The following is a 24578-nucleotide window of genomic DNA, read 5'->3' on the forward strand; positions in this document are numbered from 1 at the left end:
GCTCGCCCGCAAGTTGTTTGGGTGAGCCTAACGCAGCAGCTAATTACTGACTTCGCGGCAAAGTCCCGTGAAGCGTCCAAACTGGAGAGTAAGTGGATGAGCAATGCGCCTGTAGATAAAGGCCGCCGTCGTTTTCTGACTGTCGCGACATCTGTCGTTGGAGCAGCGGGCGCGGTTGGTGTTGCCGTTCCTTTCATTGCATCGTGGAACCCGAGTGAAAAAGCAAAAAACGCGGGTGCACCAGTGGAAGTGAACATTGGAAAAGCAGAGCCGGGCCAATTGGTTCGGGTTGAATGGCGTGGCCAACCTGTTTGGGTTGTGCGTCGTACGCCAGAAATGTTGGCGTCACTAGAAGCTGTCAACGGTCAGCTTCGTGACCCGAACTCTGACGAGCCACAACAACCAGAGTATGCAAAAAACTTGCATCGCTCACGCAAAGAAGAGTTCTTTGTAGCGGTTGGTATCTGTACCCACCTAGGCTGTTCACCGCAGTTTTTAGATCAAGGTATGGGTGAATATGTGGAAGGTGCAGAGTCTGGCTTCTTCTGTCCATGCCATGGTTCAGTGTTTGATATCGCCGGTCGCGTATTCCAAGGTGTTCCAGCGCCATATAACTTGGTTGTTCCGCCGCATTACTATGTCAGTGATACAACGATTTTAATCGGTGAAGACGGGGGACAAGCCTAATGAAAAAGCTCATTGCATGGTTTGACGAACGTATTCCGATGACCAAAACGTGGAATATTCACTTAGCGCAATATCCTGCTCCGAAAAATTTTAACTTCTGGTACATCTTTGGTGTGCTGGCCACTTTGGTTTTAGTGAACCAGATCCTCACCGGTATCTGGTTAACAATGAACTATGTCCCATCAGCCGAAGGCGCATTCGCCTCGGTTGAATTCATCATGCGAGACATTGAGTACGGTTGGTTGTTGCGCTATATGCACTCCACTGGCGCGTCTGCGTTCTTTGTGGTGGTGTATCTCCACATGTTCCGCGGTATGATGTACGGCTCCTACCAGAAGCCACGCGAATTGCTGTGGGTGTTCGGTATGCTGATCTTCCTGGTACTAATGGCTGAAGCCTTTATGGGTTACTTGTTGCCATGGGGCCAAATGTCATACTGGGGCGCACAGGTAATCATTTCATTGTTTGGTGCAATTCCAATCATTGGTGATGACTTAACGCTGTGGATTCGTGGTGACTACGTCATTTCCGGCGCTACCTTGAACCGTTTCTTTGCATTGCATGTTATTGCCTTGCCATTGGTCTTGGTTATCTTAGTGTTCTTGCACATTATCGCATTGCACGAAGTTGGCTCGAACAACCCTGAAGGTGTTTCAATTAAGAAGCCTAAAGGCTCGGTACCCGAGTCTGAGAAGCCGAAGTTCACGTTCCATGAGCGCTTCACGAAGAAGTACGACATTGTCGATGCATTCCCATTCTTCCCGTATTACATCGTGAAGGACTTGGTGGGTGTTGCTATCTTCTTGTTCTTCTTCTGTTACGTCATCTTCTTTGCTCCGGCAATGGGTGGTCTGTTCCTGGAGCCACCAAACTTTGAAGCGGCTAATCCGCTGAAAACGCCAGAGCATATAGCACCTGTTTGGTATTTCACGCCGTTCTATGCAATTTTGCGTGCAGTTCCTGATAAATTATTCGGTGTTATCTTGATGTTTGGCGCTATCGTTGCCTTGTTCGTACTGCCATGGCTTGACCGCGGTAAAGTACGCTCAATTCGCTACCGTAGTACCATTCACAAAGTGAACCTGACGGTATTTGCGATCAGCTTCATCGCGCTCGGCTACTTAGGTTTGAAGCCTGCGACTGAGGTTTACACCATGTTCGCGCGTATCTTCACCTTCTTGTACTTTGCGTTCTTTGTTGTCTTGTTCTTCTACAGTAAGAACGAGAACACGAAGCCAGTTCCAGAGAGGATTACTAAGTGATGAAACAGTTTATTAAAAATACTCTGCTGGTAGCAGCATCACTGTGGTCAGTTGCAACATTAGCAGCTGGCCCAACAGTTCCACTGGATAAAGCGAACGTTGATTTGCATGACAAAGCGTCGTTGCAGCGTGGTGCACAGTTGTTCATGAACTACTGCTTGGGTTGTCACTCAATGCAGTATCAACGCTACAATCGTACGTTCAAAGATCTTGAGATTCCTGAAGAATTAGGGGTCGAGAACTTACAATTTACAGGCGAAAAAGTCGGTGACTTAATAACCAACGCCATGACTGCTGACGATGCAGGTAATTGGTTTGGTACAACAGCTCCGGACTTAACTCTGGTTTCGCGCGTTCGTGGTGCTGACTGGATTTACACCTATTTGCGTTCATTTTATGTAGACGAAAGCCGTCCATTTGGCGTGAATAACACGGTATTTCCAGCGGTTGGTATGCCGCATGCATTGCAGGAACTGCAAGGCGTGCCGCGTAAAACAACAGAACAGCGCATGATCGACGGCGAAATGCAGGACGTTTATGTAGGTATTAAAGCCGATGGCAGCGGTATGTTGACTGAAGCTGAATACGACCAAGCTGCGCTTGATTTGACCAATTTCTTGGTTTACACAGGTGAACCAATGATGTTGCAACAGAAGCGCATTGGCTGGTATGTGTTCGGTTTCCTATTAGTCTTTTTGATTTTCGCGATACTGCTGAAACGTGAATTCTTTAAGGACGTGAAATAAGCTTTATGGAGAACAACATGTCGGTTGCGGCAAACAAACGGTCAGTAATGACCTTATATTCGGGCGTAAATGACTTACGCAGCCATCAAACGCGTATCGTGCTTGCAGAGAAAGGCGTTGGTGTTGAGATAACATTTGTTGACCCGGACAATCGTCCGGAAGACTTAATGCAACTCAACCCATATGCGGACTCATTGCCGACACTGGTTGATCGCGAGTTAGTGCTTTATAACGCTCATATCATCATGGAATACCTTGATGAACGTTTCCCGCACCCGCCATTAATGCCGGTGTACCCTGTTGCCCGGGGTACCAGCCGCTTAATGATGTACCGCATTGATCGTGATTGGTATGCGCTTGCGGAGAAAATTACAGCGGGTGGTAAAGGTGCAGAAGCAGCACGTCAGGAGCTACGCGAAGGCATTTTGTCGCTAGCGCCATTGTTTGCAGACTCACCTTTCTTCATGAGTGAAGAGTTTAGCTTGGTAGATTGCTACCTCGCCCCATTACTATGGCGTTTGCCGTTGTATGGTATCGAGTTAGAAGGTGCCGGTGCGAAAGAAGTAAAAGCCTACATGGTTCGTGTGTTTGAGCGCGAGTCATTTCAGGAATCCCTCACCGAGAACGAGCGAGACTTAGGTCGGTGAGTGAACAAGCGATGACACCACGCCGTCCGTACTTAGTACGGGCGGTGTACGAGTGGATAATCGATAATCAAGTTACACCGCATCTAGTGGTTGATGCAGATTATCCTGGCTGTCAGGTGCCGTGGCAGTTCGTTCAAGATGGTCAGATTATTCTTAATATTTCCCCAACCGCGGTGACAAACTTTGTTGTCGACAATGAATCGGTGCAGTTTAATGCGCGATTTTCTGGCAACCCGCATCGGGTGATTGTGCCTATGGGTGCAATATTAGCGCTGTATGCTCGCGAGAACGGTGCTGGGTCAGTGTTTGAACCAGAGCCTTATTACGACACGCCAAGTGTAACCACACTCGAGCAATCGTCGGAACAGTTGTCTTCAGAGATTGATGAAGACAAGGAAGCGGCACAAAGCGAACCCAAATCAAAATCTAAAGCAACCAAGAAGAAATCGTCAGGCTCGCATTTACGCGTTGTAAAATAAAACGTGTTATTCAAATGCGTCGATAACGCGCGTAACCCCATTAATGTTGCGCGCTATGTCGATAGCTAATTTCGCAGTGTCACGGTCGACCAAGCCCATTAATGCAACCTCGCCATTTTCTGTAACGACCTTAATATCACTTACGTTAATTTTATCGTTAGCAACGAACTTTGCCTTTATTTTGCTGGTAATGTACGTATCTTTACTGATTTGGCCAAACGAGATAACTGGCGCCACTTGAAGTTCGTTGTGCACGCGGTCCACGCCTTGGGTATTGCGAACAATATGGCTGGCAAGCTCGCGCAGTGAGCTGTTATTCACCTGCCCCAACAACAATACCGAACGGTTAAACGAAACCACTTGCACGCGTGAGTCATCCATTCGGTCGTCATTTTTTAACGCCGTAATCACGCGTACCTCAATGGTTTGATCATCAATTTGAGTGCCCACGCTACGGGTATCGGTTGCCGCAGAAATCCCCACCGCTGTGGCGCCTACTAAGGCTGCGGCACAGCCACTTAAGGTTACGGTAAGAACGGCGCTAAGAAACGCCGTACGAATCAATTTCCGACGGTTGCTCATGAATTTGTCTCCTGTGGAAAAATTCGATGCTCTATAATGGTACACAGCATATTTGAAATTTGTAGTAAGTGCTCACTAGCTCTTGCGCTGTTGCTTGTTGGTATTCTTATCTCAACATCTTCGGGACCAAGTAGTCCGGCGATGTCGGTGTCACTGGTATGCGTTATCGCAATAATAAGCATATCGCGACTGAGCGCAGCTTCCATCGCCGCGCTGACACGTGGGGCTCGCTCACAGGCATTGAATACCATCAGCACATCATTTGCCTGCCCCACAGCTTGAATTTGCTGGGCGAACATACGGGTATGTTCCTTGGCGCCATAATCGGCATGCAGCGAGGTAACTGGGAAGGGCGGCCGTTCGAAACTTAAACCGGTTAACATGATATGGGCAAAATGGCGCGACGTTGCGTGCGCCAGGCTCTCGCCACAACAATAGATCTTGCGACCTTGCAGTAACGACTCAACCAATAAGTTAGCAGCACTTTCTAGCGGTTCTTGCAGCATATCTGCTGCCGCAATTTGTGTTTGAATGCACTCAGTAAATAAGGTTTTTATTGGGTCTTGCATATAGCCTCTTCAAAATGCATCCTGCAGCCATTGGGCTTGTTCAAAGTCCATCACAATGGCGACGATGTCAAAACGCATGAAAGTAACATGCTCATTTAAGTTTTGCTGAATTAAAAAGAGTTGCGCGCAACGTCGAATTCTTTGACATTGATCTGCAGTAATCTGTTCAACCACACTCGCAAATCTTTCGTTGCTTCGAGATTTTACCTCAATAAACACCCAGGCGTCGCCATCTCGCATAATTAAATCGATTTCGCCGATATCGCAGCGAAAGTTACTTTGTACATGGCCTAAACCATTCCGCTCAAGCAACGTGCGGGCTATTTCTTCGCCCTGATTTCCCATATCTTTACGTGACATTCCATGTCCTTAACGTGTCGATGTTACTGAGTTTTTAATTACTCGGCGACGACTTCGTGCCCTTTGAAGCGCGCCCAATTAAGTTTTCGCGTTACTTGCTCATTGGTAACCTGTAATTCACCGGTCAACCCTTTCGCAGATATGCCTGGCATTGTTTGCAGTAGCGGCAATCGTTGACTTAATAATAGGGCATCGTGACCAAATGCCACGAGCCGTGCTGTGCTATAGCCCCAACCAGTACGCATCGCTAAAAGTTCGTCCAAAACCGCGCTTTCACTATGACCAGGCAGTAACCATGGTGCTTCTGTGAAACGCACATTGTCTAAGTCATTTTCGCTAAGATCGTTGCGTAGGGTGTGGCTGCCGGAGTTGGCATACACCGGTAACGGTTTCATAAACGGCGAAATATTTACGTCAATAAATGGTTTCAACAAACGCGTTTGTTCTATCCCGCCAACCAAATATACCGAATCGATATCCGCTCGACTACGCGCTTGTGACTCAACAATAATCTTGCCAGCCGCAATTTTCACTTGGTAGATACGTGCTTCACTGGTGGTAACACCAAGCTGGTCTTGCACTGCTGATTTCATTTCTTCGGTATTGCGATAACTACCCAACGCAATGCTGGCGTCGTCAGCAAACTGTGCTTGCCATGCTTGCTTGAACACATCGGCTTGCTGTTGCCCACGATTAGTCGCCGGCGCTAATACAACTGGGTGCCGATGTCCACGCTGGGCCATATAGGCAGCCGCTTGCTTAATTTCAGTTTCGGTGTCCAATGCGAAAAAATGTTGCAGACCATGCACGGCCACAAAGCCAGTTTCCGGCTCATTGAGCGTTAGCCAGGGTAAGTCTTCTGGCAGCATACTGACATCAATGGCAGCCACATTGGGCTTCAATAAAGGCCCTAAAAGCATGCTTGCCTGATGCTGCTGAAGTAGCTCAGGCAAGACTGCGAAATCCAGCTGATTGGTATCAAGAAACACAGCCTTAACCTGTGGCTGGCGTGTTAATGCTTTAATGATGCCGTCGCGTACCGCGTTACCCTGTTCTTGGTATTGCCCGGTTAGCGGCAGTAACACTAACACGCGATTACGGGGCTGAGCGGTGAGCGCAGTGAGGTTGTCCACCACGAACTGACCGGGGTGGTCAGTGAAGCGCTGCTGCCACTGATTTAAAATGGCATCGAATTGATTCGGGTTGACGCTAATTTCATGCAGAGCAGTCATCAGTTGCACCCACCCAGCCACCAACCGGCTGCGCTGAGAGCTTGGTGGCAACACCACCGCGTTCGGATCGGTAACGTGTTTCAATACCGCCCAAACTTCAGTGGGCTCGGTATGTTCCGGTACCACATTCACCAGTTGCAACTGATAACGGGCAGCCTGCTGCCAATGCTGCTGTGCGCGCGCTGCTTGCAAGGCGAGCTCAAGTGTTTGCTCTGGATAATCTTGCGATAAGCGTGGTGTTAACAACGGTTGTAATAACTGCTCGGCATAGGTCCAACGGCCTTCATACGCGGCGAAGCGTGCTTCCAACAACGCAACAAGTTGTTGTTGCTCCGCACTTAGAGTGTTTGGCTCAAAGTGGCGTTGCATTTGCGCAATAACCACCGCACTTTGTTGCCATTGCTCATCACGTTGAAAGGTTGCCGCTGCTTGCAATAAGGCATCCACTTGCTCAGCACCCTCTAGCAGCCGTGCGTTAGCCAACCAGCTAGACGCCGAGCGATCTTGCTCGGTTAATGGTACCGCAATGAAATCGGTATCGTCTCCGCGCGTTTGCGGTTGTTCTGACCCTGAACGCGGGCCGGAAGAACATGCTGTTAGTGCAACAATAACCATGCACAGCAGCAACTTCTTTGGCACAATAGCAGCCGTCATTTTTGATCCACCAATAGTTTCATGAATGGGTCATACTATAAACCGTACGGCACACCTAAACAACGGAGCTGTGTGGTTCTTACAAGGGGTTAACATGAGCGCAACGAAAGCTGGCAGCTTATTCATCGTACCGACACCCATTGGTAACTTGGGCGATATCACTGAACGCGCATTAAATGTCTTGCGCGATTGTGATGCGATTGCTGCTGAAGATACCCGCCATAGCGGACAGCTGCTGCAGCATTTGGGCATTCGCAAAGAAATGTTTGCGCTGCACGAGCACAATGAACGCCAACGCGCCAGTCAGGTTATAGAGCGTTTACAAAATGGCGAAAACATTGCGTTGATAAGCGATGCCGGAACCCCGCTAATTAGTGATCCTGGTTACGTTTTGGTGCAGCAATGCCGTGCAGCAGGCGTGGCCGTGACAGCATTGCCCGGTGCATGCGCCTTCGTCACTGCACTTTCAGGGGCAGGGTTACCCACCGACAGGTTTACCTTTGAGGGGTTTCTTCCCGCCAAGCCACAACAGCGACGTAAGCGTTTGCAGGAACTGGCTGGTGAAACCCGTACCTTAGTTTTTTACGAATCGCCGCATCGAATTGCCGACACTTTGGCCGATATGGTTAGTGAAATTGGCCCCGACAGGCGGTTGGTTATGGCGCGCGAACTCACCAAACAGTTCGAAACGTATTTGAGCGGCAGCGTTGCCGAAGTGCAACAACGGGTTATCGAAGACAGCAATCAACAACGCGGCGAAATTGTGCTGATTTTAGGGGGTGCTGAAGAACAGGCGGCAGATGATGTGAATCCAGCAGCTATGAAGACATTAAATTTGTTGCGCAAAGAGTTACCGCTTAAAAAAGCCGCTGCACTGGCCGCAGAAATTCACGGTGCGCGTAAAAACACCTTGTATCAGCTAGCGCTCGAGCAAGATAACACGTAGAATGCGCGCTCGGGAGTCAGCCAGGCAATCGCTGCTTGTGTGCTTGCACGCAAGGGGAGGAAAGTCCGGGCTCCATAGGGCAGGGTGCCAGATAACGTCTGGGCGGCGTAAGCCGACGACCAGTGCAACAGAGAGCAAACCGCCGATGGCCTGCGTAAGCAGGATCAGGTAAGGGTGAAAGGGTGCGGTAAGAGCGCACCGCGCGGCTGGCAACAGTTCGTGGCACGGTAAACTCCACCCGGAGCAAGGTCAAATAGGGGTTCATTGGCGCGGCCCGCGTTGAACCCGGGTAGACTGCTTGAACGCTAGAGTGATTTAGCGGCTAGACGAATGATTGTCCTCGACAGAACCCGGCTTATCGGCTGGCTCCCGACACTTCACCTTGGATGCCATTGTTATCCATCACGTTGCGATTAAATTGCTTCGTGAATCGAATAAATTCATTGAGCGGCATCGCTCGACCGTAGAAGAATCCTTGCTGGAAGTGACAGTGTTGTTGCTGCAGAAATTCAACTTGCTGCTCATGCTCAACACCTTCTGCAACCACCTTCATATTTAAGGTGTGGGCGATACGAATCAGCACTTCAACCAAAGCTTTTTGTTGACCTTGATGCGGTACATTATGCAAGAAGCTGCGGTCTATTTTAATCACATCAATTGGGTATGAACGCAGGTAGTTCAAGCTCGAATAGCCGGTACCGAAGTCATCAATGGCAAGTGTAATGCCCGCATCACGTAGTTTGCGGAGATTCGCAAACTGACGTTCTTTATTACGCATGAGCATCGACTCGGTAATCTCAAACATCAGGCGATTCGGCGGTACATCGGCAGCGGCGATGACATTTAACCAATGGGTTGCGGCTTGGCGATCGTTAAACTCTCGCGGTGAACGGTTAAGCGCTATGGACAAATCAAGCCCAGCTGCGTTCATTTTCTTCCAATCGCGCACAACCTGGCGCAGGACAAAATCACCCAGACCAATGATTGCGCCGGTTTTTTCTGCAATTGGAATAAACTCAGCTGGCGAAATAGCGCCACGCTCAGGATGTGTCCAACGCAGCAGTGCTTCACAACGCGTCAGCAAGCCGGTTTCCGTTTCAATAACCGGTTGGTAATGCACTTCAAACTGTTCGGCCTCAATGCCTTTAATAATTTGATGGTGCAGATTAATATCCCGCTCGGTACTTTGACGCAATTGCTCATCAAAGAAATGCACACTCATGGCACCTTGCGTTTTAGCGGCGTACATTGCCAATTCTGCGTGCTTCAGTAACTGCTGAACCTCTTGCCCGTCATGGGGAAACATCGCGATGCCAGTGCTGGCGGTCATATTAATATGGTTGTGTTCAATATCCAGCGTATGCAGCAGATCATTCATAATGGCTTTCGCGCGAATTTCGGCTTCGCTTGGGTCATTCAAGTCACGCAACACAATCGCAAATTCATCACCACCAATTCGGGCGAGCAAGTCATCTTCGCGAATACTGGTGCGGATACGCTCAGCGACACGTTGTAGTAACGCGTCGCCAACTTCATGGCCGAGCACATCATTGATTTCGCGCAAATGGTCGAGATCAAGAACCAACAATGCGAACTTCTGTTGATTGCGTAATGCAGAACGTATATCAGCGCCAAGTTGCTCGGAGAAGAAGTTACGATTCGGTAAATCAGTCAGCCCGTCATAGCGTGCTTGATAAGCAATGGTGGAAATTGCGCCGCGCAAACGATGTTGGGTAAATATCAGCATTAAGAAGGCAGATAAAATAACCGCCGTTAAGCCAATACCAATAGCCCAGTGCAACCAGAAGTCGGCGTTGGTGGCTACCCAGCGCCCGTCACGCGGATAAGCGGCTAGTTCCCAACGCCCGCGGGGGAAGGTGATTTCTGTAACCAGCGCGTCTTGCTGAAATACATCATTTTCGCCGGCAAATGCGGGGGCGGTTGCTTCGGCATCTACTACCACATGACGAATCGCAAAGGAGTAGTTGGGATGCTGGTAAAAACGCACGCCATCTAATAAATGAACGTGATCAATCACTAAGGAAGCAACGCCCCACAGTGTACGGTCATTTCGGAATATAGGCATGCGCGCAACTAACGCTTCGCGCCCCTGAGCGAGGCGCAATGGACCCGTAAGCACCACGTCTTTAACCGAAATCGCCCGTAAAATGCCAGCATATTGTTCGGTGTCAAGGCGGTAGTTGAACCCAATCATGGATTGGTTGCCTTCCACGGGGTAAACAAATTTAACTTCAAGATCAGGGGCAAGCGCAACGTGCATGATGTCAAGATTGGACGACAGGAATTCATCCATGATGTGTTGCAGGCGCACTCGGTCAGGGGTGTCTTGCCAAAGAATTTCTGGGCGCAAAGCCCTAAGCGCAAGCATGTTAGCTTGTAGACGTTGCTCAATCTGGCCGCGCATTGCGCTTAAATGTTCCCCTGCACGCCGCTTTTCAACCTCGAGTTGCTGTTGGCGTTCACCGTCAACCACAAGGTAAACCGCATACAGCAAAGCCGACGCGATGAAGAGCACGACAACAAGGTAGCGCAATAAGCGCCAGCGTTCGGACTGCTTACCGAACTTATCTGGAAAACTCACAACATCTATCTGCTTCATTTATATGAGAAAGCTTATTGTTAGAATTATATGCTAGATAACATACCTACCGCATCATCCTTTACATGAACCTTTCCGTCAAGAGCGGTCGCACACCGCAAACTTAGGATTTTTCCTTGACAGGTGGAAAGATCGGCACCTAGACTGTCACATTGTGGGGATTTGTGGGTAATAGTGGATCAATATCATGTTTCGTGGCGCAGCAGCACTCAGTCTAGATGACAAAGGCCGGCTCGCGATACCATCAAAGTATCGCAAGAGCCTGCTTTTGGATTGTGACGGACAAATGGTCTGCACCATCGATATCAAGCAACCCTGTTTATTGCTGTATCCGCTGCCACAGTGGCAGTTGATTGAACAGAAGCTCACCACCTTATCCAGCATGAACCCCGCGGAGCGTCGTCTCCAGCGCCTGTTACTGGGTCACGCCGAAGATTGTCAGATGGATAAAAATGGCCGTATTTTGATTGCACCAACCCTGCGTCAACATGCGGACTTGAGCAAAAAGATCATGATTATTGGTCAGCTCAACAAATTTGAACTCTGGTCTGAAGCGGCATGGCAAGAACAGATCGCAGCCGATATGGCAGCGGAGCAACAAGACGACTTGGCACTCACTGATCGACTACAAGACTTCTCATTATAATGACAACAGAAGCGCAACAACACGTCTCGGTGTTGTTACAAGAGTCCATCGAGGGCCTTGCGATCAAACCAGACGGAATTTATTTAGATGCAACCTTCGGTAGAGGGGGGCACTCGCGCGCAATTCTGGCTCAACTAAACGCTCAAGGTAAACTTTATGCACTGGATCGTGACCCCACCGCGATAGCAGCAGCAGAATCCTTGCGCGATGATCCACGGTTCACCATCATCCACACTCCATTTTCACGATTAGACGACGTGCTTGAAACGCAGCAATTGCGCGGCAAGCTCGACGGAATTTTATTTGATCTTGGCGTCTCCTCCCCACAATTGGATGACGCTGAACGTGGTTTTAGTTTCATGCGCGAAGGGCCACTCGATATGCGCATGGATACCAGCTGTGGTCCCACTGCCGCAGACTTTCTAAATCATGCCAGTGCCGATGAAATTGCATTTGTGCTGCGCGAATACGGAGAAGAACGCTTCGCTTGGCGTATTGCTCAAGCTGTGGTTAAGCACCGCGAACAACAGCCACTGGCCACCACCCGTGAATTGGCTGAGCTGATTTCTAATGCTGTGCCATTTAAAGATAAGCACAAGCACCCAGCTACCCGTAGTTTCCAGGGTATTCGAATTCATATTAACGGCGAGCTGGATGAAATTGAAACGGCATTAACGGCGGCTGTATCTGGCTTAAAGCCCGAAGGCCGCTTGGTGGTGATTAGTTTCCATAGCCTTGAAGACCGGCTGGTAAAACGGTTTATGCGTGGGCAGGCCAAAGGCCGCTCAATTCCAGCTGGGTTGCCGATTCGTGATGCCGACTTTGATCGGGGCCAAACATTGCGCTTGGTCGGTAAAGCAATTAAACCTTCGGCGGCTGAAACACAATTAAACCCACGCGCCCGCAGTTCGGTGCTACGCATTGCAGCGAGGTTAGATTATGAAAGCTAGCCGAGTACCTGCGTTAGTCTCTGTTTTGTTTGACGATTTTCGCCAGCACCTTGTGCTGGTGTTGCTGTTTTTAATGGCCATAACAAGTGCCTTGTCCGTTATTTATGTTTCGCATGGGCATCGCTTGCTCACCATCGAGCGTGATGAGCTGCTGTCAGAGCGTGATGCGCTTGATATTGAATGGCGGCATTTACAGATTGAGCAAAACACCCTGACCGAACACAACCGGGTTGAACGCATTGCTGAACAGCGCCTGAATATGGTGCGTGCAGAAGCTGAACAGGAGGTGCTCGTGCCATGGCAGTGACACCGAAGCCAAACCGCCGCGCAACTAAAAAAGCGCAACCACATTTAAGCAAGGCGCGTTTCTACTTCGCCATGCTGGTGGTCTTGGGCGTGTTCGGCAGCTTGGTGGCTCGTGCAGCATATATCCAGATTATAGAACCTGAGCGCCTGATCTATGAGGGCGATCGCCGTTCACTACGGGCCGATGCGACCACCGTTCAACGGGGTAGCATTCTTGACCGCAATGGTCGTGAACTGGCAGTAAGTGTACCGGTACAAACGGTATGGGCAGACCCCAAACGTGTGCATGAAGGACACGGACTGGACAATCGTGAGCGCTGGTTAGCGTTGGCGGAAGTGTTCCGCACCGACGTGAACGATCTGATGAGCAAAGTTGCGGACCCGACCCGTCGGTTTGTGTACCTGGAACGCAAAGTAACACCCGGCGTGGCTGACTTTGTGCGGCAACTGGGTATTCCAGGAGTCTATCTAAAAACCGAATCGCGGCGTTTTTATCCCGCCGGTGAAATTGCCGCGCATGTGGTGGGCTTCACCGATATTGACGGCCTCGGCATTGATGGCCTTGAGGCTATTTATAACCAAGTACTCACCGGTGTTCCCGGTGAGCGAGTTTATCGCAAGGACGCGGCAGGACGGGTTGTTGAAGAAATACGAGTTACCGAAGCACAACAACCACAACAATTAACGCTGAGTATTGATCAACGTTTGCAATCATTGGCTTATGCCGAAGTCAAAAAAGCCGTGCGCTATCACCAGGCGACTTCAGGTTCGGCCGTGATTCTTGACGTGCAAACCGGCGAGGTGCTCGCAATGGTCAACAGCCCGTCCTACAACCCAAATAACCGCTCGGACATGCAGCCGCACAAATTGCGCAACCGAGCAATTACTGATGCTTATGAACCGGGCTCTACCGTTAAGCCGCTTGCTATTCTTGCAGGTTTGGAGTCAGGCGTGATTAAGGCCAGTGATGTCATCGACACCAGCCCGGGTTGGCTGCGCTTAGGTGGACGCCGGGTAAGTGACCCACGCAATCGGGGTGAATTAACAATTACACAAATTTTAGAGAACTCAAGTAACGTTGGCACTGCCAAAGTAGCGTTAGCAGCAGGTATCGACACAATGCTGAATACTTATGCTGCAGTGGGCTTCGGCAACGATACAGGAGTCGCCATGTTGGGCGAAAGCTTTGGTATTTTACAAAACCGTCAGCGTTGGTCGGACTTTGAAATTGCAACGTTATCTTATGGTTATGGTATGTCGGCAACCACGCTCCAGTTAGCGCAAATGTACGCCATTATTGGTAATGGCGGAATTCGTAACCCGTTAACCATTCAGCGCCGAGAAGGCAAGCCCGCAGGTGAGCAAGTGATTTCAAAGCAAAACGCTGACACCGTATTAGCCATGTTAGAAAGCGTGGTGGCGAACGGTTCAGGCAGTCGCGCGCAGGTTCGTGGCTACCGTGTGGCGGGAAAAACCGGAACCTCGCGTAAGGCAATTGCGGGCGGCTATGGCGATGAATACGTAACGCTCTTCGCAGGTGTGGCTCCCGTTAGTAATCCGCGCATCGCCGTAGTGGTTACCATTAATGAGCCCAGTGGCGACGAGTATTATGGCAGTGAGGTGTCAGCGCCTGTATTCGCTGAAATCGTCAGCGACGCGTTGCGAGTCATGAATGTGCCACCCGATAATTTGGCCAACACAGAATTAAAAGCTGCCGGCTTCGGAGGTTCACGTGATTGATCTCATGACCTTGTTACCGGAATACCCGATGCAACTGCCAGCTGTGAAAGTGGGTGGTCTGAAGCTCGATAGCCGCCAGGTTGCTGCGAATGACCTCTTCATTGCGGTACCTGGCTATCAGGTGGATGGGCGCCATTTTATTGATGCCGCAATCGCAGCTGGAGCCGCAGTGGTGCTGGCTGATTCAGAAGCCGTAGGCATGGAACTACGCGGTTCAACCTGGGTCATTGAAGTTCCACAACTTAAGAATCAACTGTCACACATCGCTGGACGTTTCTTCCACGAGCCGTCGCAAGCAATCGATGTGATTGGCGTTACAGGTACCAACGGTAAAACGTCGGTGACATATATTGCCGCTCAGTTGCTTGAAGCGTTGGGCATTCGCTGTGGTGTCATCGGTACCACAGGCAGCGGTTTCCCAGGACGCTTATTGCCTGAAACTCACACTACGCCTGATGCGATCGCCGTACAGCATCGTCTGCACGTGCTACGTAGCGAAGGCGCACAAGCCGTGGCAATGGAAGTATCCTCACACGCATTAGTACAGCGCCGCGTTGAAGCGGTGCATTTTAAGGTAGGTGTCGCAACGAATATAAGCCGTGACCACCTTGATTATCATGGCACCATGGCCAATTACGCTGGCGCAAAACGCCGCCTATTTACCGAGCTCGACACGCAGTTTAGTGTGCTGAATGCCGACGATGCAGCTGTAGCTGCCTGGTTGCCTGACCGTACCGACAGCTGGCGCTTTAGCTTGACGCCGCAGTCAGCGGCCCACAGTTTGTGGGCAAGTGAAGTTCGATATGCGCATGACGGCACTGAATTTACTTTAAATGTGCGTCACAGCCATGACAATCTCGAACAGCTAACTGTGCACTCGCCGTTGTTAGGTGGCTTTAACGTTTACAATTTATTAGCGGCAATCGGCGCCGTAATTACGCTTGGGCATTCACCCCAAGCCGTGGTGGCCGCATGCTCCCAATTGCATGCAGTACCTGGCCGCATGGAAGCTTTCGGTGGAACAGCCGGTAAACCATTGGTCATTGTGGACTATGCGCACACACCCGACGCCCTGCAGCAAGTGCTGAGCGCATTGCGCCGCCACTGTCACGGACAACTGTGGTGCGTGTTCGGCTGTGGTGGTGATCGTGACCGCGGTAAGCGGCCACAAATGGGCGCAGTCGCTGCAGATTTGGCTGATCAGGTAGTGGTTACTGACGACAATCCGCGCACTGAAGAACCGGCGCAAATTGTCAAAGATATTCTTGCTGGTATGCCAAGCCGTCAGCGCGTGCAAGTCATCATGGGGCGTGATAATGCAGTGCGTCAGGTGATTGCACAGGCCAAGGCTGATGACGTGGTATTGCTGGCAGGTAAAGGGCATGAAGACTACCAGGTTATCGGCCAACAGCGTATTGATTATAATGAACGCAAACTGGTTGCTGAAATCATTGCAACCAGCCAATCCGCGGAGGAATTATCATGATTCGCATTGATCTCGCGTGGATTGCCGCAGCTGTTGAAGGGCGCTTGATTGGTGCCAATCGTACCGTCGATCAAGTCAGCACCGACACGCGGCACATGCCCAAAGGGTGCTTGTTTATTGCCTTAAAAGGGCCCAATTTTGATGCCCATGACTTTGCCAGCCAAGCAATCCGCGATGGTGCGGCAGCGGTCATGGTAGAACGCGAACTTAGCCCGGAAGACAGCCAAGGTGCGCCGCAGATCGTGGTGGCGGACACCCGCCATGCGTTAGGTTTACTCGGTGCCGCAGTGAAAGCAAAGGTTGCACCAAAAACCATTGCTATTACGGGGAGTAGCGGAAAAACCACTGTCAAAGAAATGCTTGCTGCAATATTACGTAAGCAAGGCGAGGTGTTGGCAACTGCGGGTAACTTTAATAATGATATTGGGGTGCCGCTTACGCTGTTACGCATTGAGCCGCATCATCAGTTTGCGGTGATTGAACTCGGTGCAAATCATTTAGGTGAAATTGCGTATACCACGCGTTTAACCCAACCGGATGTGGCCATCATCAATAATGTAGCGCCTGCTCATGTTGAGGGTTTTGGCGACATTCACGGGGTCTATCGCGCTAAATCTGAAATTTTCCGTGGGCTGGGTCCGCATGGCTTGGCGCTTACACCATTTCATTCCGACTTCGCGCAGGGCTGGGCGCAGCAGCTCAGCGGTATGCACCACGAAACTTTTGGCCGCGAACAGGCCGATGCGCAGCAACCACAACCGACAGTGCGTGCGCGCAATATTTCCGTGGATGAGCAAGGCTGTGCAGAATTTGATGTTGAACTGGGCGGAACCGCGCCCCAGCAAGCGCATATCAAGCTGAGCCTGCCTGGTTTACACAATGTTGACAACGCACTAGTGGCTATTCGGGCCGCGGTTGCGGTAGGTTGTGCGCTCACTGATGCGCAAACCGCACTGGCTGAATTGACACCAGTTGCTGGTCGGTTACACGTGATTCGCCTCAATGACCATATTCGCCTCATTGACGATAGCTACAACGCCAATGTGGGCTCGGTCAAAGCCGCACTGGACATGCTCGCCACGTATCCAGGTTACCGCATGATGGTACTCGGTGATATGGGCGAACTGGGCAGTCAAGCTCGGGAATACCATGAAGAAGTAGGTGCTTACGCCATTAAAGCGGGTATCGATAATTTGTATACCGCAGGGGTGCTAAGCCAAAGTGCGAGCGAAGTTTTTAATGGGCGCGGCGGCCGCCACTTCTCGGCAATTGAAGGCTTGGTTGAAGCCATCATTGCTACGGTGAAGCAAGCCCAAGCCCCGATAACCATTTTAGTAAAAGGGTCGCGCAGCGCACGAATGGAGCGTGTCATTGAGGCGTTGCAACACCGTAAGGAAGAATTACAACCTATGGCACCAAAAGAAGGAAAGCACGCATGCTAGTGTGGTTAGCCGAATATTTAACCCAATTTGCGAGTGCTTTTAACGTCATCTCGTACCTTACCATGCGCGCTATTCTTAGCGTGCTCACCGCTTTGTTAATCTCGTTATGGATGGGCCCGACGCTCATCAAATACTTACAACGTTTACAAGTGGGTCAGGCGGTACGTGACGACGGCCCCCAATCGCATTTAAGTAAAGCCGGCACGCCAACTATGGGTGGGGTATTGATTATCGCATCCATCGTGTTGTCGACATTACTATGGGCTGACTTAAGCAACCGTTACGTGCATGTGGTGTTAGCGGTGGTGATTGGCTTTGGCTTAGTGGGTTTCATTGATGACTACCGTAAAGTGGTACAGAAGAACTCACGCGGTTTACCGGCGCGTTGGAAGTATTTTTGGCAGTCACTCATCGCAACCTTGGCCGCTGTCTATTTGTACGCAAACGCAACCATCGGCGCAGAAACGCAACTGCTGGTTCCATTTTTCAAAGACGTGATGCCGCAACTGGGCATGATATACATTTTGTTGGCTTATTTTGTGGTGGTGGGCACGAGCAACGCCGTGAACTTGACGGACGGTCTCGACGGTTTGGCGATTGTCCCAACCATCATGGTTGCTGGCGCACTCGGTGTATTCGCCTACGCCTCCGGTAACGCTAATTTCGCGCAGTATTTAAATATTCCATTTTTACCACTGTCTGGCGAATTGTTGATTGTGTGTACCGCAATTTTCGGGGCTGGCTTGGGGTTCTTATGGTTTAACACCTATCCGGCCATGGTATTTATGGGCGATGTTGGCTCGCTGACCTTGGGCGCCGCGTTGGGCATCATTGCCGTGATGGTACGTCAAGAATTGGTGCTGTTCATTATGGGCGGTGTGTTTGTGATGGAAACCCTGAGCGTAATATTGCAAGTAGGGTCTTATAAACTGCGTGGCAAACGGGTTTTTCGTATGGCCCCTATCCATCACCATTATGAATTAAAAGGCTGGCCAGAGCCGCGCGTTATCGTGCGGTTTTGGATATTGAGCCTGGTATTTGTGCTTATTGGCTTAGCGACATTGAAACTGAGATAAACCATGAAACTAGCAGCGTTAGACAGCTATGAAATGATCGGCGTAGTTGGCCTCGGCCAAACTGGGCAATCGTGCGTACGCTATTTGCTGCAGCGTGGTATTACCCCTGTGGTATTTGACACCCGTGTTGAACCACCGGGCGTCGCTGAACTCCAACAACTGGCGCCTGACCTTGAGGTTCACACCGGTGCACTTGAACTGGAACACATACTCGGTATGGATTTGCTGATAGTTAGCCCCGGCGTTGACTTGCGCACCCCAGCATTGCAGCTCGCGAATGACGCGGCAATACCAGTAGTTGGCGACATGGATCTCTTTGCGCGCCATGCCAATAAGCCTGTGTTAGGTATCACTGGGTCAAATGGTAAATCAACCGTAACGCGCTTGGTGACAGAGCTGCTCATCGCGGCCGGTAAAAAAGTGGCGATGGGCGGCAATATTGGGGTTCCGGTGCTTGAGCTGGTCGGTCAGCCGGTGGATGCCTTTGTTATTGAGCTTTCAAGTTTTCAGCTCGAACTCATGCACGACTTGCACTTGCGTGGTGCAACCATCCTGAATATCAGCGATGACCACATGGACCGGTACAGTGATTTGCGCGACTACACAAATGCGAAGCATCGTATTTATAACCGCACCGACATTGCCGTTTGGAATCGTGAACAGGAAATGACTGCACCGGTGCAGGTTCCGATGGATGCTCAAATTACGTTCGGACTCGGTCCAAGTAACGACCATGGCCCAGCGATGTTTGGTTTAGTGGAGCAAGAGGGTGAGTTTGCAATTAGCTTTTGCGGTGAACCCTTAGTCAAGGCCAGTGAACTGCAGCTAACTGGCATCCACAACCTCTTGAACGTGCAGGCGGCGCTCGCGTTAGCCTACGCACTCGATATTCAGCCCAAAGATGTGCTTGGCGCAGTAAGGGCATTTAAAGGCTTGCCGCACCGCTGTGAACTTATCGGTGAATTTGAGCAAGTGCGGTGGGTGAACGACTCCAAGGCTACTAATATTGGCGCTGCTGAGGCTGCAATTTTTGGTATGCGCCAACTGGTAAGCGGCAAACTAATATTGATTGCTGGCGGCGATGGCAAGGGTGCTGATTTCAGCCACTTCCGAGCCGCTTTGCAGCACGTTGATGTAGTGATTGTACTGGGTAAAGACGGCGAGCGCATTGCCCATCAAGTTGAACACGCAGTGCGTGTCACCAACCTTGAAGAGGCGGTAAGTACCGCGGCTGAACTGGCAACGCCGCAAAGTATGGTTTTACTCTCGCCGGCCTGCGCCAGTTTAGACATGTTTAAAAATTACGAGCACCGCGGTGATCAATTCCGCGCTGCCGTGGAGGCACACTATGGTCGCTAAAGCGCACAAAGCGCGCACTGCCAATGGCACCGAGCAGCAACTGGAACTTGGTATCCAGCCAATGCTTGATGCTATGGGTGCGCCATTGTGGCAGCGCTGGCGCGATTGGTGGGCTGCCAGCGATGCAACGCTGTTGTATGACCGTGTATTGCTGTGGCTGACGCTGAGTTTAATTGCCATCGGTTTAATCATGGTGACTTCGGCGTCATTCCCAGCAGCAGAGCGACTAACCGGTAATCCGTTTCACTTCATGATTCGCCATGGCATGTATGTCGGGCTGGGTCTCGTGCTGTTATTTACAGTGATACAAATTCCTGTGCATTGGTGGTATCGCGGTAGCGGCTCACTGTTATTGATTGCCATGGGAATGTTGGCGATGGTGTTGGTTATCGGTCATGAAGTGAACGGTGCCAAGCGTTGGATAAAGCTCGGCCCGCTCACATTGCAGGTGGCTGAGGTCGCGAAGTTATTCTTTGTGGTTTATATGTCCAGCTACCTGACACGGCGCGTTGACCAGGTGCAGGAAAACTTGCGTGGTTTTATCAAGCCGCTAATCGTCTTGTTCTTTTTTGCAGGCCTACTGCTCTTGCAGCCCGACTTCGGCTCGCTGGTGGTTATGTCCTGTATCGCTGTGGGTATGTTGTTTCTTGCCGGAGCTCGGTTGTGGCAATTTTTCGCAGTACTGGTCGCCTTTGCGCTGGCCATTACGCTATTAATCGTTAAAGAACCTTATCGTATGCGCCGGGTAGTGTCATTCATGGACCCATGGCAAGACCCGTTCGGCAGTGGTTATCAGTTAACGCAGTCGCTGATGGCTTTTGGGCGCGGCGACTGGTTCGGACAAGGTTTAGGAAACAGCATTCAGAAACTGCAATACCTGCCTGAAGCACACACCGACTTTATTATGGCGGTTGTCGGTGAAGAACTCGGTTTCTTCGGCATTGTCGTGGTACTGGTGTTGTCGTTTGCGCTGGTGATTCGCACCATGCAGTTGGGACGAATAGCCTTGCATGCGGGACATCAATACGGCGGCTTTATTGCATACGGTATCGGCATTTGGTTCGCCTTCCAGTCCATGGTGAACATTGGCGCAGCGGCGGGCTTGTTGCCCACCAAAGGTTTGACACTGCCGTTGATTAGCTATGGCGGTACCAGCTTATTGATTAGCTGTATTGCGATAGGTATTTTGCTGCGGGTTGACTATGAAGTGCGCGTTAGCCAGATCAAAGTAGCGCCGCGGCGCAGAACATCGACTAAGGCTGGAGGTCGCGCATGAACCGTATCATGATTGCTGCCGCTGGCACAGGCGGCCATGTGTTTCCAGCTTTGGCCGTAGCCGAGCAATTACGCAACTACGGTTGGGAAGTTGTTTGGTTGGGAACAACCGAACAGCGACTTGAAAGCAAAGTTGTGCCGGCGGCGGGTTTTAAGCTGGAACAAATCAGCATGCAAGGTATGCGTGGGCACGGGGTGATGCGTAAATTGGGCACCCCTTGGCGTCTATTCAAAGCATTCTTGCAGTGCCGGAAATTGCTGAAACGGCATCGCTCGCAACTATTACTGACCTTTGGCGGCTACGTGTGTGGGCCCGCAGGGCTTGCCGCGCGGTCACTGAGTGTGCCATTGCTGGTACACGAACAAAATGCTGTAGCGGGTTTAACCAACAAGTTATTAGCGCGTTTTGCGCAGCACGTCATGCTTGGTTTCGGGGCTGCGAAGAAGCAGTTGCCTATGGCTGAGGTTACTGGCAATCCGTTGCGTGCTAACTGGCTGGCAAAGGAAGTTACTGCGCCTGCCGACGGTAAATTGAAGCTATTAATTGTTGGTGGCAGCCTTGGTGCGCAAGCATTAAACGAAGCGGTACCAAGCGCTATCGCGCAATTGGATGCGGCACTGCAGCAGAATTTAACAGTGCAGCACCAATGCGGGCAAGGCCGTGTCGCTGCAGTAACGGCTGCTTATGGGCCCGTTACTGCGCAAGTTCAGGTGGAAGAATTTATTACCGATATGCATCGGGCCTACAGTAGCGCTGACATTGTAATTTGCCGCGCCGGGGCACTGACCGTTGCAGAATTGGCTGTGGTAGGCACACCAGCAATTTTCGTGCCGCTGCCACATGCGGTGGATGACCACCAAACGGCAAATGCGCGCGAGCTGGTTGAGGCCGGAGCCGCACGATTATTGCCCCAGTCAGAACTGGTGCAGATAGAACCATTGGTTCGGTTATTAAATGAATTATTGCGTGATGAAGAAACGCGCAGGGTCATGCAGAAGCATGCCGCACAAGCCGCTTATCCCAACGCAACTGAAGCCGTGGTGAATCAGTGCGAGCGTTGGGCAAATCCAGAAAAATTAACCGTAGGCATTAAGTAATGAAGCAAGACAAAGCAACCCCATTTACAGTCGTTAATGTGCCGGAGATGCGTCGTGTGCGCCGCATCCACTTTGTCGGTATTGGCGGTGCTGGGATGGGAGGCATTGCTGAGGTGCTGCTGAATCAAGGCTATGAAATTGCTGGGTCAGATCTGGCTGAAAACGCCAATACTCGGCGCCTACGTGGGTTTGGTGCAAAAATCTTTATCGGCCATGCCGCCGAGCATGTCAAAGGTGCGGATGTTATTGTGGTGTCATCGGCGATTAAGGCCGACAACCCAGAGTTAGTGGCTGCCAAAGAGCTGTTAATTCCGCAGGTGCGTCGTGCCGAAATGCTGGCCGAATTAATGCGGTTTCGCCATGGCGTAGCCATCGCAGGCACACACGGTAAAACCACCACCACCAGCTTAATCGCCAGCGTATTTGCCGAAGGTGAGTTAGACCCCACCTTCGTTATTGGTGGCTTGCTCAATAGCGCCGGAACCAATGCACGCTTGGGTACCAGCAAGTACTTGATTGCTGAAGCCGATGAGTCAGACGCATCGTTTTTGCACTTGCAGCCGATGGTTGCGGTAGTGACCAATATCGAAGCCGACCATATGGACACGTACGGGGGCGACTTCAATAAGCTGCTCGACACCTACATTGATTTTCTACACAACTTACCATTTTACGGGTTAGCAGTGATGTGTGTTGATGACCCAGTGGTGCGGGAGTTATTGCCGCGCGTGGGCCGACAAATGATTACTTATGGGTTTAGCGAAGACGCCGATGTGCGTGGCGCAGATTATCACCAGAATGGCGGTATGAGCTCATTTACAGTGCATCGTGCGGGCCAGCAGCCGTTGCCCGTAACCGTGAATTTACCCGGTAGGCACAATGCATTAAATGCCCTGGCGGCTATAGCCGTGGCAACGGATGAAGGTGTCAGTGATGCGGCAATCATCGCAGCACTGGAGAAATTTGGTGGCATCGGACGTCGGTTTGAACATCTTGGCGCTTTTGCGAGCGAACACAACGGCCAGCAAGGCGATGTGCTGCTGGTGGATGATTATGGGCACCATCCATCGGAAGTTGCCGTAACCATCGCTGCTGCCCGAGCCGGCTGGCCTAATCGACGCATTGTAATGGCGTTTCAGCCGCACCGTTATTCACGTACACGTGATCTATTTGACGACTTCGTGAATGTACTCAGCGAAGTGGACGTACTGCTGTTACTTGATGTTTACAGCGCGGGTGAAGCGCCAGTTACTGGGGCGGACAGCCGTGCTCTGGCGCGAGCAATTCGCATGCGCGGACAAATGGAGCCGATTTATGTCGGCGGCCGCAGTGCTTTATATAAGGTTTTAGCTGATGTGTTGCAGCCCGGCGATATGCTACTGGCGCAAGGCGCTGGCACCATCGGCGCAATCGCACGTGATTTAGTTGCAACCGAATTGGCGCCTGCGTCGTTGCGCGCCAAAGCCGATCAATTGCAGGGAGAGAAGTCGTAATGGCTACGAGCAAAGATTTTGGCAAAGTAGCTGTGCTGTTCGGCGGCGATTCTGCCGAGCGCGAGGTGTCGTTGCGATCAGGGCAGGCGGTATTGGCCGCGCTGCAGGCACAGGGCATCAACGCACACGGATTTGATCCTGCGGAGCAACCGCTAACAGGATTGATTGACCAACATTTTGACCGCGCCTTTATTGTATTACATGGGCGGGGTGGTGAAGACGGAACCATTCAAGGCGCACTGCAATATCTAGGCATTCCGTACACTGGCAGTGGCGTGTTAGGGTGCGCCCTAGCAATGGATAAGGTACGCACCAAACGGGTGTGGCAGTCGACCGGTCTGCCGGTTGCGCCAAGTGCTGTTATCGTTCGTGGCAAGCCAGTCGATTGGGCCTCAATGATTGAAGAGTTGGGTGGCAAAGTCATGGTGAAGCCCGCTCAAGAAGGCAGCAGCATCGGTATGAGCCCGGCCCGCAATGCGGCTGAACTGGAACAGGCCGTGGCGTTGGCGCACAAATACGATCAGGAAGCTTTGGTAGAAAGTTGGTTAAGTGGCCCTGAATACACGGTATCCATTGTGGGTGACCAGGCATTGCCAGCAATTCGCGTGCAGTCTACCCATGAATTTTATGATTACGACGCCAAGTACCAGGCCGGTGACACGCAATACCATTGTCCGGCTGGCTTGTGCGAACTGGAAGAGCGCGCCTTAGAACAATTGGCGGTGTCAGCGTTTCGTGCGGTTGGCGGCAAAGGTTGGGGTCGCATTGACGTGATGTGCGACCAAGACGGCAACTTTAAATTGTTGGAAGCGAACATGGTGCCCGGCATGACCACCAAAAGCTTGGTGCCGATGGCGGCCAAGGCAGTGGGTATGAGTTTCGAGCAGTTGGTATTGCGCATACTCGAACTTAGCGAGGTTTAA

22 protein-coding genes, 1 other RNA gene and 1 pseudogene are annotated in these 24578 nt (G+C 51.1%); 19 read left to right on the forward strand and 5 right to left on the reverse strand.

Annotated elements, in window-relative coordinates; all coding sequences use genetic code 11:
* Positions 1-96 precede the first annotated feature (96 nt).
* The 5 genes from petA to ACN0UN_RS03225 are packed head-to-tail and all read left to right on the forward strand — an operon-like array spanning position 97 to position 3821.
* On the forward strand, positions 97-687 hold the full coding sequence (petA, locus tag ACN0UN_RS03205) for a ubiquinol-cytochrome c reductase iron-sulfur subunit (RefSeq protein WP_417658863.1): 591 nt from the start codon (positions 97-99) through the stop codon (positions 685-687).
* Complete coding sequence (locus ACN0UN_RS03210) at positions 687-1949, forward strand: cytochrome b (RefSeq protein WP_417658706.1); 1263 nt, start codon at positions 687-689, stop codon at positions 1947-1949. Before petA ends, ACN0UN_RS03210 begins: the two co-directional genes overlap by 1 nt.
* A complete protein-coding gene (locus ACN0UN_RS03215) occupies positions 1949-2695 on the forward strand; it encodes a cytochrome c1 (protein ID WP_417658707.1) in 747 nt (248 codons plus the stop codon). The genes ACN0UN_RS03210 and ACN0UN_RS03215 overlap by 1 nt, the downstream gene beginning before the upstream one ends.
* A gap of 17 nt (positions 2696-2712) precedes the next feature.
* Complete coding sequence (gene sspA / locus ACN0UN_RS03220) at positions 2713-3342, forward strand: stringent starvation protein SspA (protein ID WP_417658708.1); 630 nt, start codon at positions 2713-2715, stop codon at positions 3340-3342.
* Between the two features lie 11 nt (positions 3343-3353).
* Positions 3354-3821 carry a ClpXP protease specificity-enhancing factor gene (locus tag ACN0UN_RS03225; protein ID WP_417658864.1) on the forward strand — a complete coding sequence of 156 codons (468 nt, stop codon included), beginning with the start codon at positions 3354-3356 and terminating at the stop codon, positions 3819-3821.
* Between the two features lie 6 nt (positions 3822-3827).
* Here ACN0UN_RS03225 and dolP read toward each other — a convergent pair whose 3' ends face one another.
* The 4 genes from dolP to ACN0UN_RS03245 are packed head-to-tail and all read right to left on the reverse strand — an operon-like array spanning position 3828 to position 7218.
* Entirely contained in the window at positions 3828-4403 is a 576-nt protein-coding gene (gene dolP, locus ACN0UN_RS03230) for a division/outer membrane stress-associated lipid-binding lipoprotein (RefSeq protein ID WP_417658709.1), read from the reverse strand.
* Positions 4400-4972: an SIS domain-containing protein gene (locus ACN0UN_RS03235; protein ID WP_417658710.1), complete on the reverse strand. Its 573-nt coding sequence runs from the start codon at positions 4970-4972 to the stop codon at positions 4400-4402. Before ACN0UN_RS03235 ends, dolP begins: the two co-directional genes overlap by 4 nt.
* A 9-nt stretch (positions 4973-4981) precedes the next feature.
* The gene (locus ACN0UN_RS03240; protein WP_417658711.1) at positions 4982-5332 is read right to left on the reverse strand and encodes a YraN family protein; all 351 of its coding nucleotides are present in this window, start codon (positions 5330-5332) and stop codon (positions 4982-4984) included.
* A gap of 38 nt (positions 5333-5370) precedes the next feature.
* Positions 5371-7218, reverse strand: a complete 1848-nt coding sequence (locus ACN0UN_RS03245) for a penicillin-binding protein activator (RefSeq protein WP_417658712.1) — start codon at positions 7216-7218, stop codon at positions 5371-5373.
* Positions 7219-7312: 94 nt separating this feature from the next.
* Between ACN0UN_RS03245 and rsmI the strand changes: the two genes are divergently transcribed.
* Complete coding sequence (gene rsmI / locus ACN0UN_RS03250) at positions 7313-8164, forward strand: 16S rRNA (cytidine(1402)-2'-O)-methyltransferase (RefSeq protein WP_417658713.1); 852 nt, start codon at positions 7313-7315, stop codon at positions 8162-8164.
* 12 nt (positions 8165-8176) lie between these two features.
* Positions 8177-8538: RNase P RNA component class A (gene rnpB / locus ACN0UN_RS03255), an RNA gene on the forward strand.
* 95 nt (positions 8539-8633) lie between these two features.
* Here the strand turns inward: rnpB and ACN0UN_RS03260 are convergent.
* A pseudogene (locus ACN0UN_RS03260) lies at positions 8634-10784 on the reverse strand (putative bifunctional diguanylate cyclase/phosphodiesterase); the annotation flags it as partial.
* A 187-nt stretch (positions 10785-10971) separates the two neighbouring features.
* Here ACN0UN_RS03260 and mraZ point away from each other — a divergent pair.
* Genes mraZ through ACN0UN_RS03320 form a run of 12 tightly spaced genes read left to right on the forward strand, consistent with a single transcriptional unit; the run spans position 10972 to position 24578 of the window.
* Positions 10972-11430: a division/cell wall cluster transcriptional repressor MraZ gene (gene mraZ / locus ACN0UN_RS03265; RefSeq protein ID WP_128352147.1), complete on the forward strand. Its 459-nt coding sequence runs from the start codon at positions 10972-10974 to the stop codon at positions 11428-11430.
* A complete protein-coding gene (gene rsmH / locus ACN0UN_RS03270; RefSeq protein ID WP_417658714.1) occupies positions 11430-12380 on the forward strand; it encodes a 16S rRNA (cytosine(1402)-N(4))-methyltransferase RsmH in 951 nt (316 codons plus the stop codon). Before mraZ ends, rsmH begins: the two co-directional genes overlap by 1 nt.
* Positions 12370-12687, forward strand: a complete 318-nt coding sequence (gene ftsL / locus ACN0UN_RS03275; RefSeq protein ID WP_417658715.1) for a cell division protein FtsL — start codon at positions 12370-12372, stop codon at positions 12685-12687. Before rsmH ends, ftsL begins: the two co-directional genes overlap by 11 nt.
* Positions 12678-14426: a peptidoglycan D,D-transpeptidase FtsI family protein gene (locus ACN0UN_RS03280; protein ID WP_417658716.1), complete on the forward strand. Its 1749-nt coding sequence runs from the start codon at positions 12678-12680 to the stop codon at positions 14424-14426. Before ftsL ends, ACN0UN_RS03280 begins: the two co-directional genes overlap by 10 nt.
* Positions 14419-15912, forward strand: coding sequence for a UDP-N-acetylmuramoyl-L-alanyl-D-glutamate--2,6-diaminopimelate ligase (murE, locus tag ACN0UN_RS03285; protein ID WP_417658717.1), 1494 nt, complete (start codon positions 14419-14421; stop codon positions 15910-15912). Before ACN0UN_RS03280 ends, murE begins: the two co-directional genes overlap by 8 nt.
* Entirely contained in the window at positions 15909-17354 is a 1446-nt protein-coding gene (locus tag ACN0UN_RS03290; RefSeq protein WP_417658718.1) for a UDP-N-acetylmuramoyl-tripeptide--D-alanyl-D-alanine ligase, read from the forward strand. The genes murE and ACN0UN_RS03290 overlap by 4 nt, the downstream gene beginning before the upstream one ends.
* Positions 17348-18430, forward strand: a complete 1083-nt coding sequence (gene mraY, locus ACN0UN_RS03295) for a phospho-N-acetylmuramoyl-pentapeptide-transferase (RefSeq protein ID WP_417658719.1) — start codon at positions 17348-17350, stop codon at positions 18428-18430. Before ACN0UN_RS03290 ends, mraY begins: the two co-directional genes overlap by 7 nt.
* Positions 18431-18433: 3 nt before the next feature.
* Complete coding sequence (murD, locus tag ACN0UN_RS03300) at positions 18434-19789, forward strand: UDP-N-acetylmuramoyl-L-alanine--D-glutamate ligase (RefSeq protein ID WP_417658720.1); 1356 nt, start codon at positions 18434-18436, stop codon at positions 19787-19789.
* Entirely contained in the window at positions 19779-21065 is a 1287-nt protein-coding gene (ftsW, locus tag ACN0UN_RS03305; RefSeq protein WP_417658721.1) for a cell division protein FtsW, read from the forward strand. The genes murD and ftsW overlap by 11 nt, the downstream gene beginning before the upstream one ends.
* Complete coding sequence (gene murG, locus ACN0UN_RS03310; protein WP_417658722.1) at positions 21062-22162, forward strand: undecaprenyldiphospho-muramoylpentapeptide beta-N-acetylglucosaminyltransferase; 1101 nt, start codon at positions 21062-21064, stop codon at positions 22160-22162. Before ftsW ends, murG begins: the two co-directional genes overlap by 4 nt.
* Positions 22162-23655 carry a UDP-N-acetylmuramate--L-alanine ligase gene (murC, locus tag ACN0UN_RS03315; protein ID WP_417658723.1) on the forward strand — a complete coding sequence of 498 codons (1494 nt, stop codon included), beginning with the start codon at positions 22162-22164 and terminating at the stop codon, positions 23653-23655. The genes murG and murC overlap by 1 nt, the downstream gene beginning before the upstream one ends.
* Positions 23655-24578, forward strand: a complete 924-nt coding sequence (locus tag ACN0UN_RS03320) for a D-alanine--D-alanine ligase (protein ID WP_417658724.1) — start codon at positions 23655-23657, stop codon at positions 24576-24578. The genes murC and ACN0UN_RS03320 overlap by 1 nt, the downstream gene beginning before the upstream one ends.

Origin of the sequence: Pseudidiomarina sp., from assembly GCF_048267825.1 — a bacterium.
In the GTDB taxonomy this organism is placed as follows: domain Bacteria; phylum Pseudomonadota; class Gammaproteobacteria; order Enterobacterales; family Alteromonadaceae; genus Pseudidiomarina.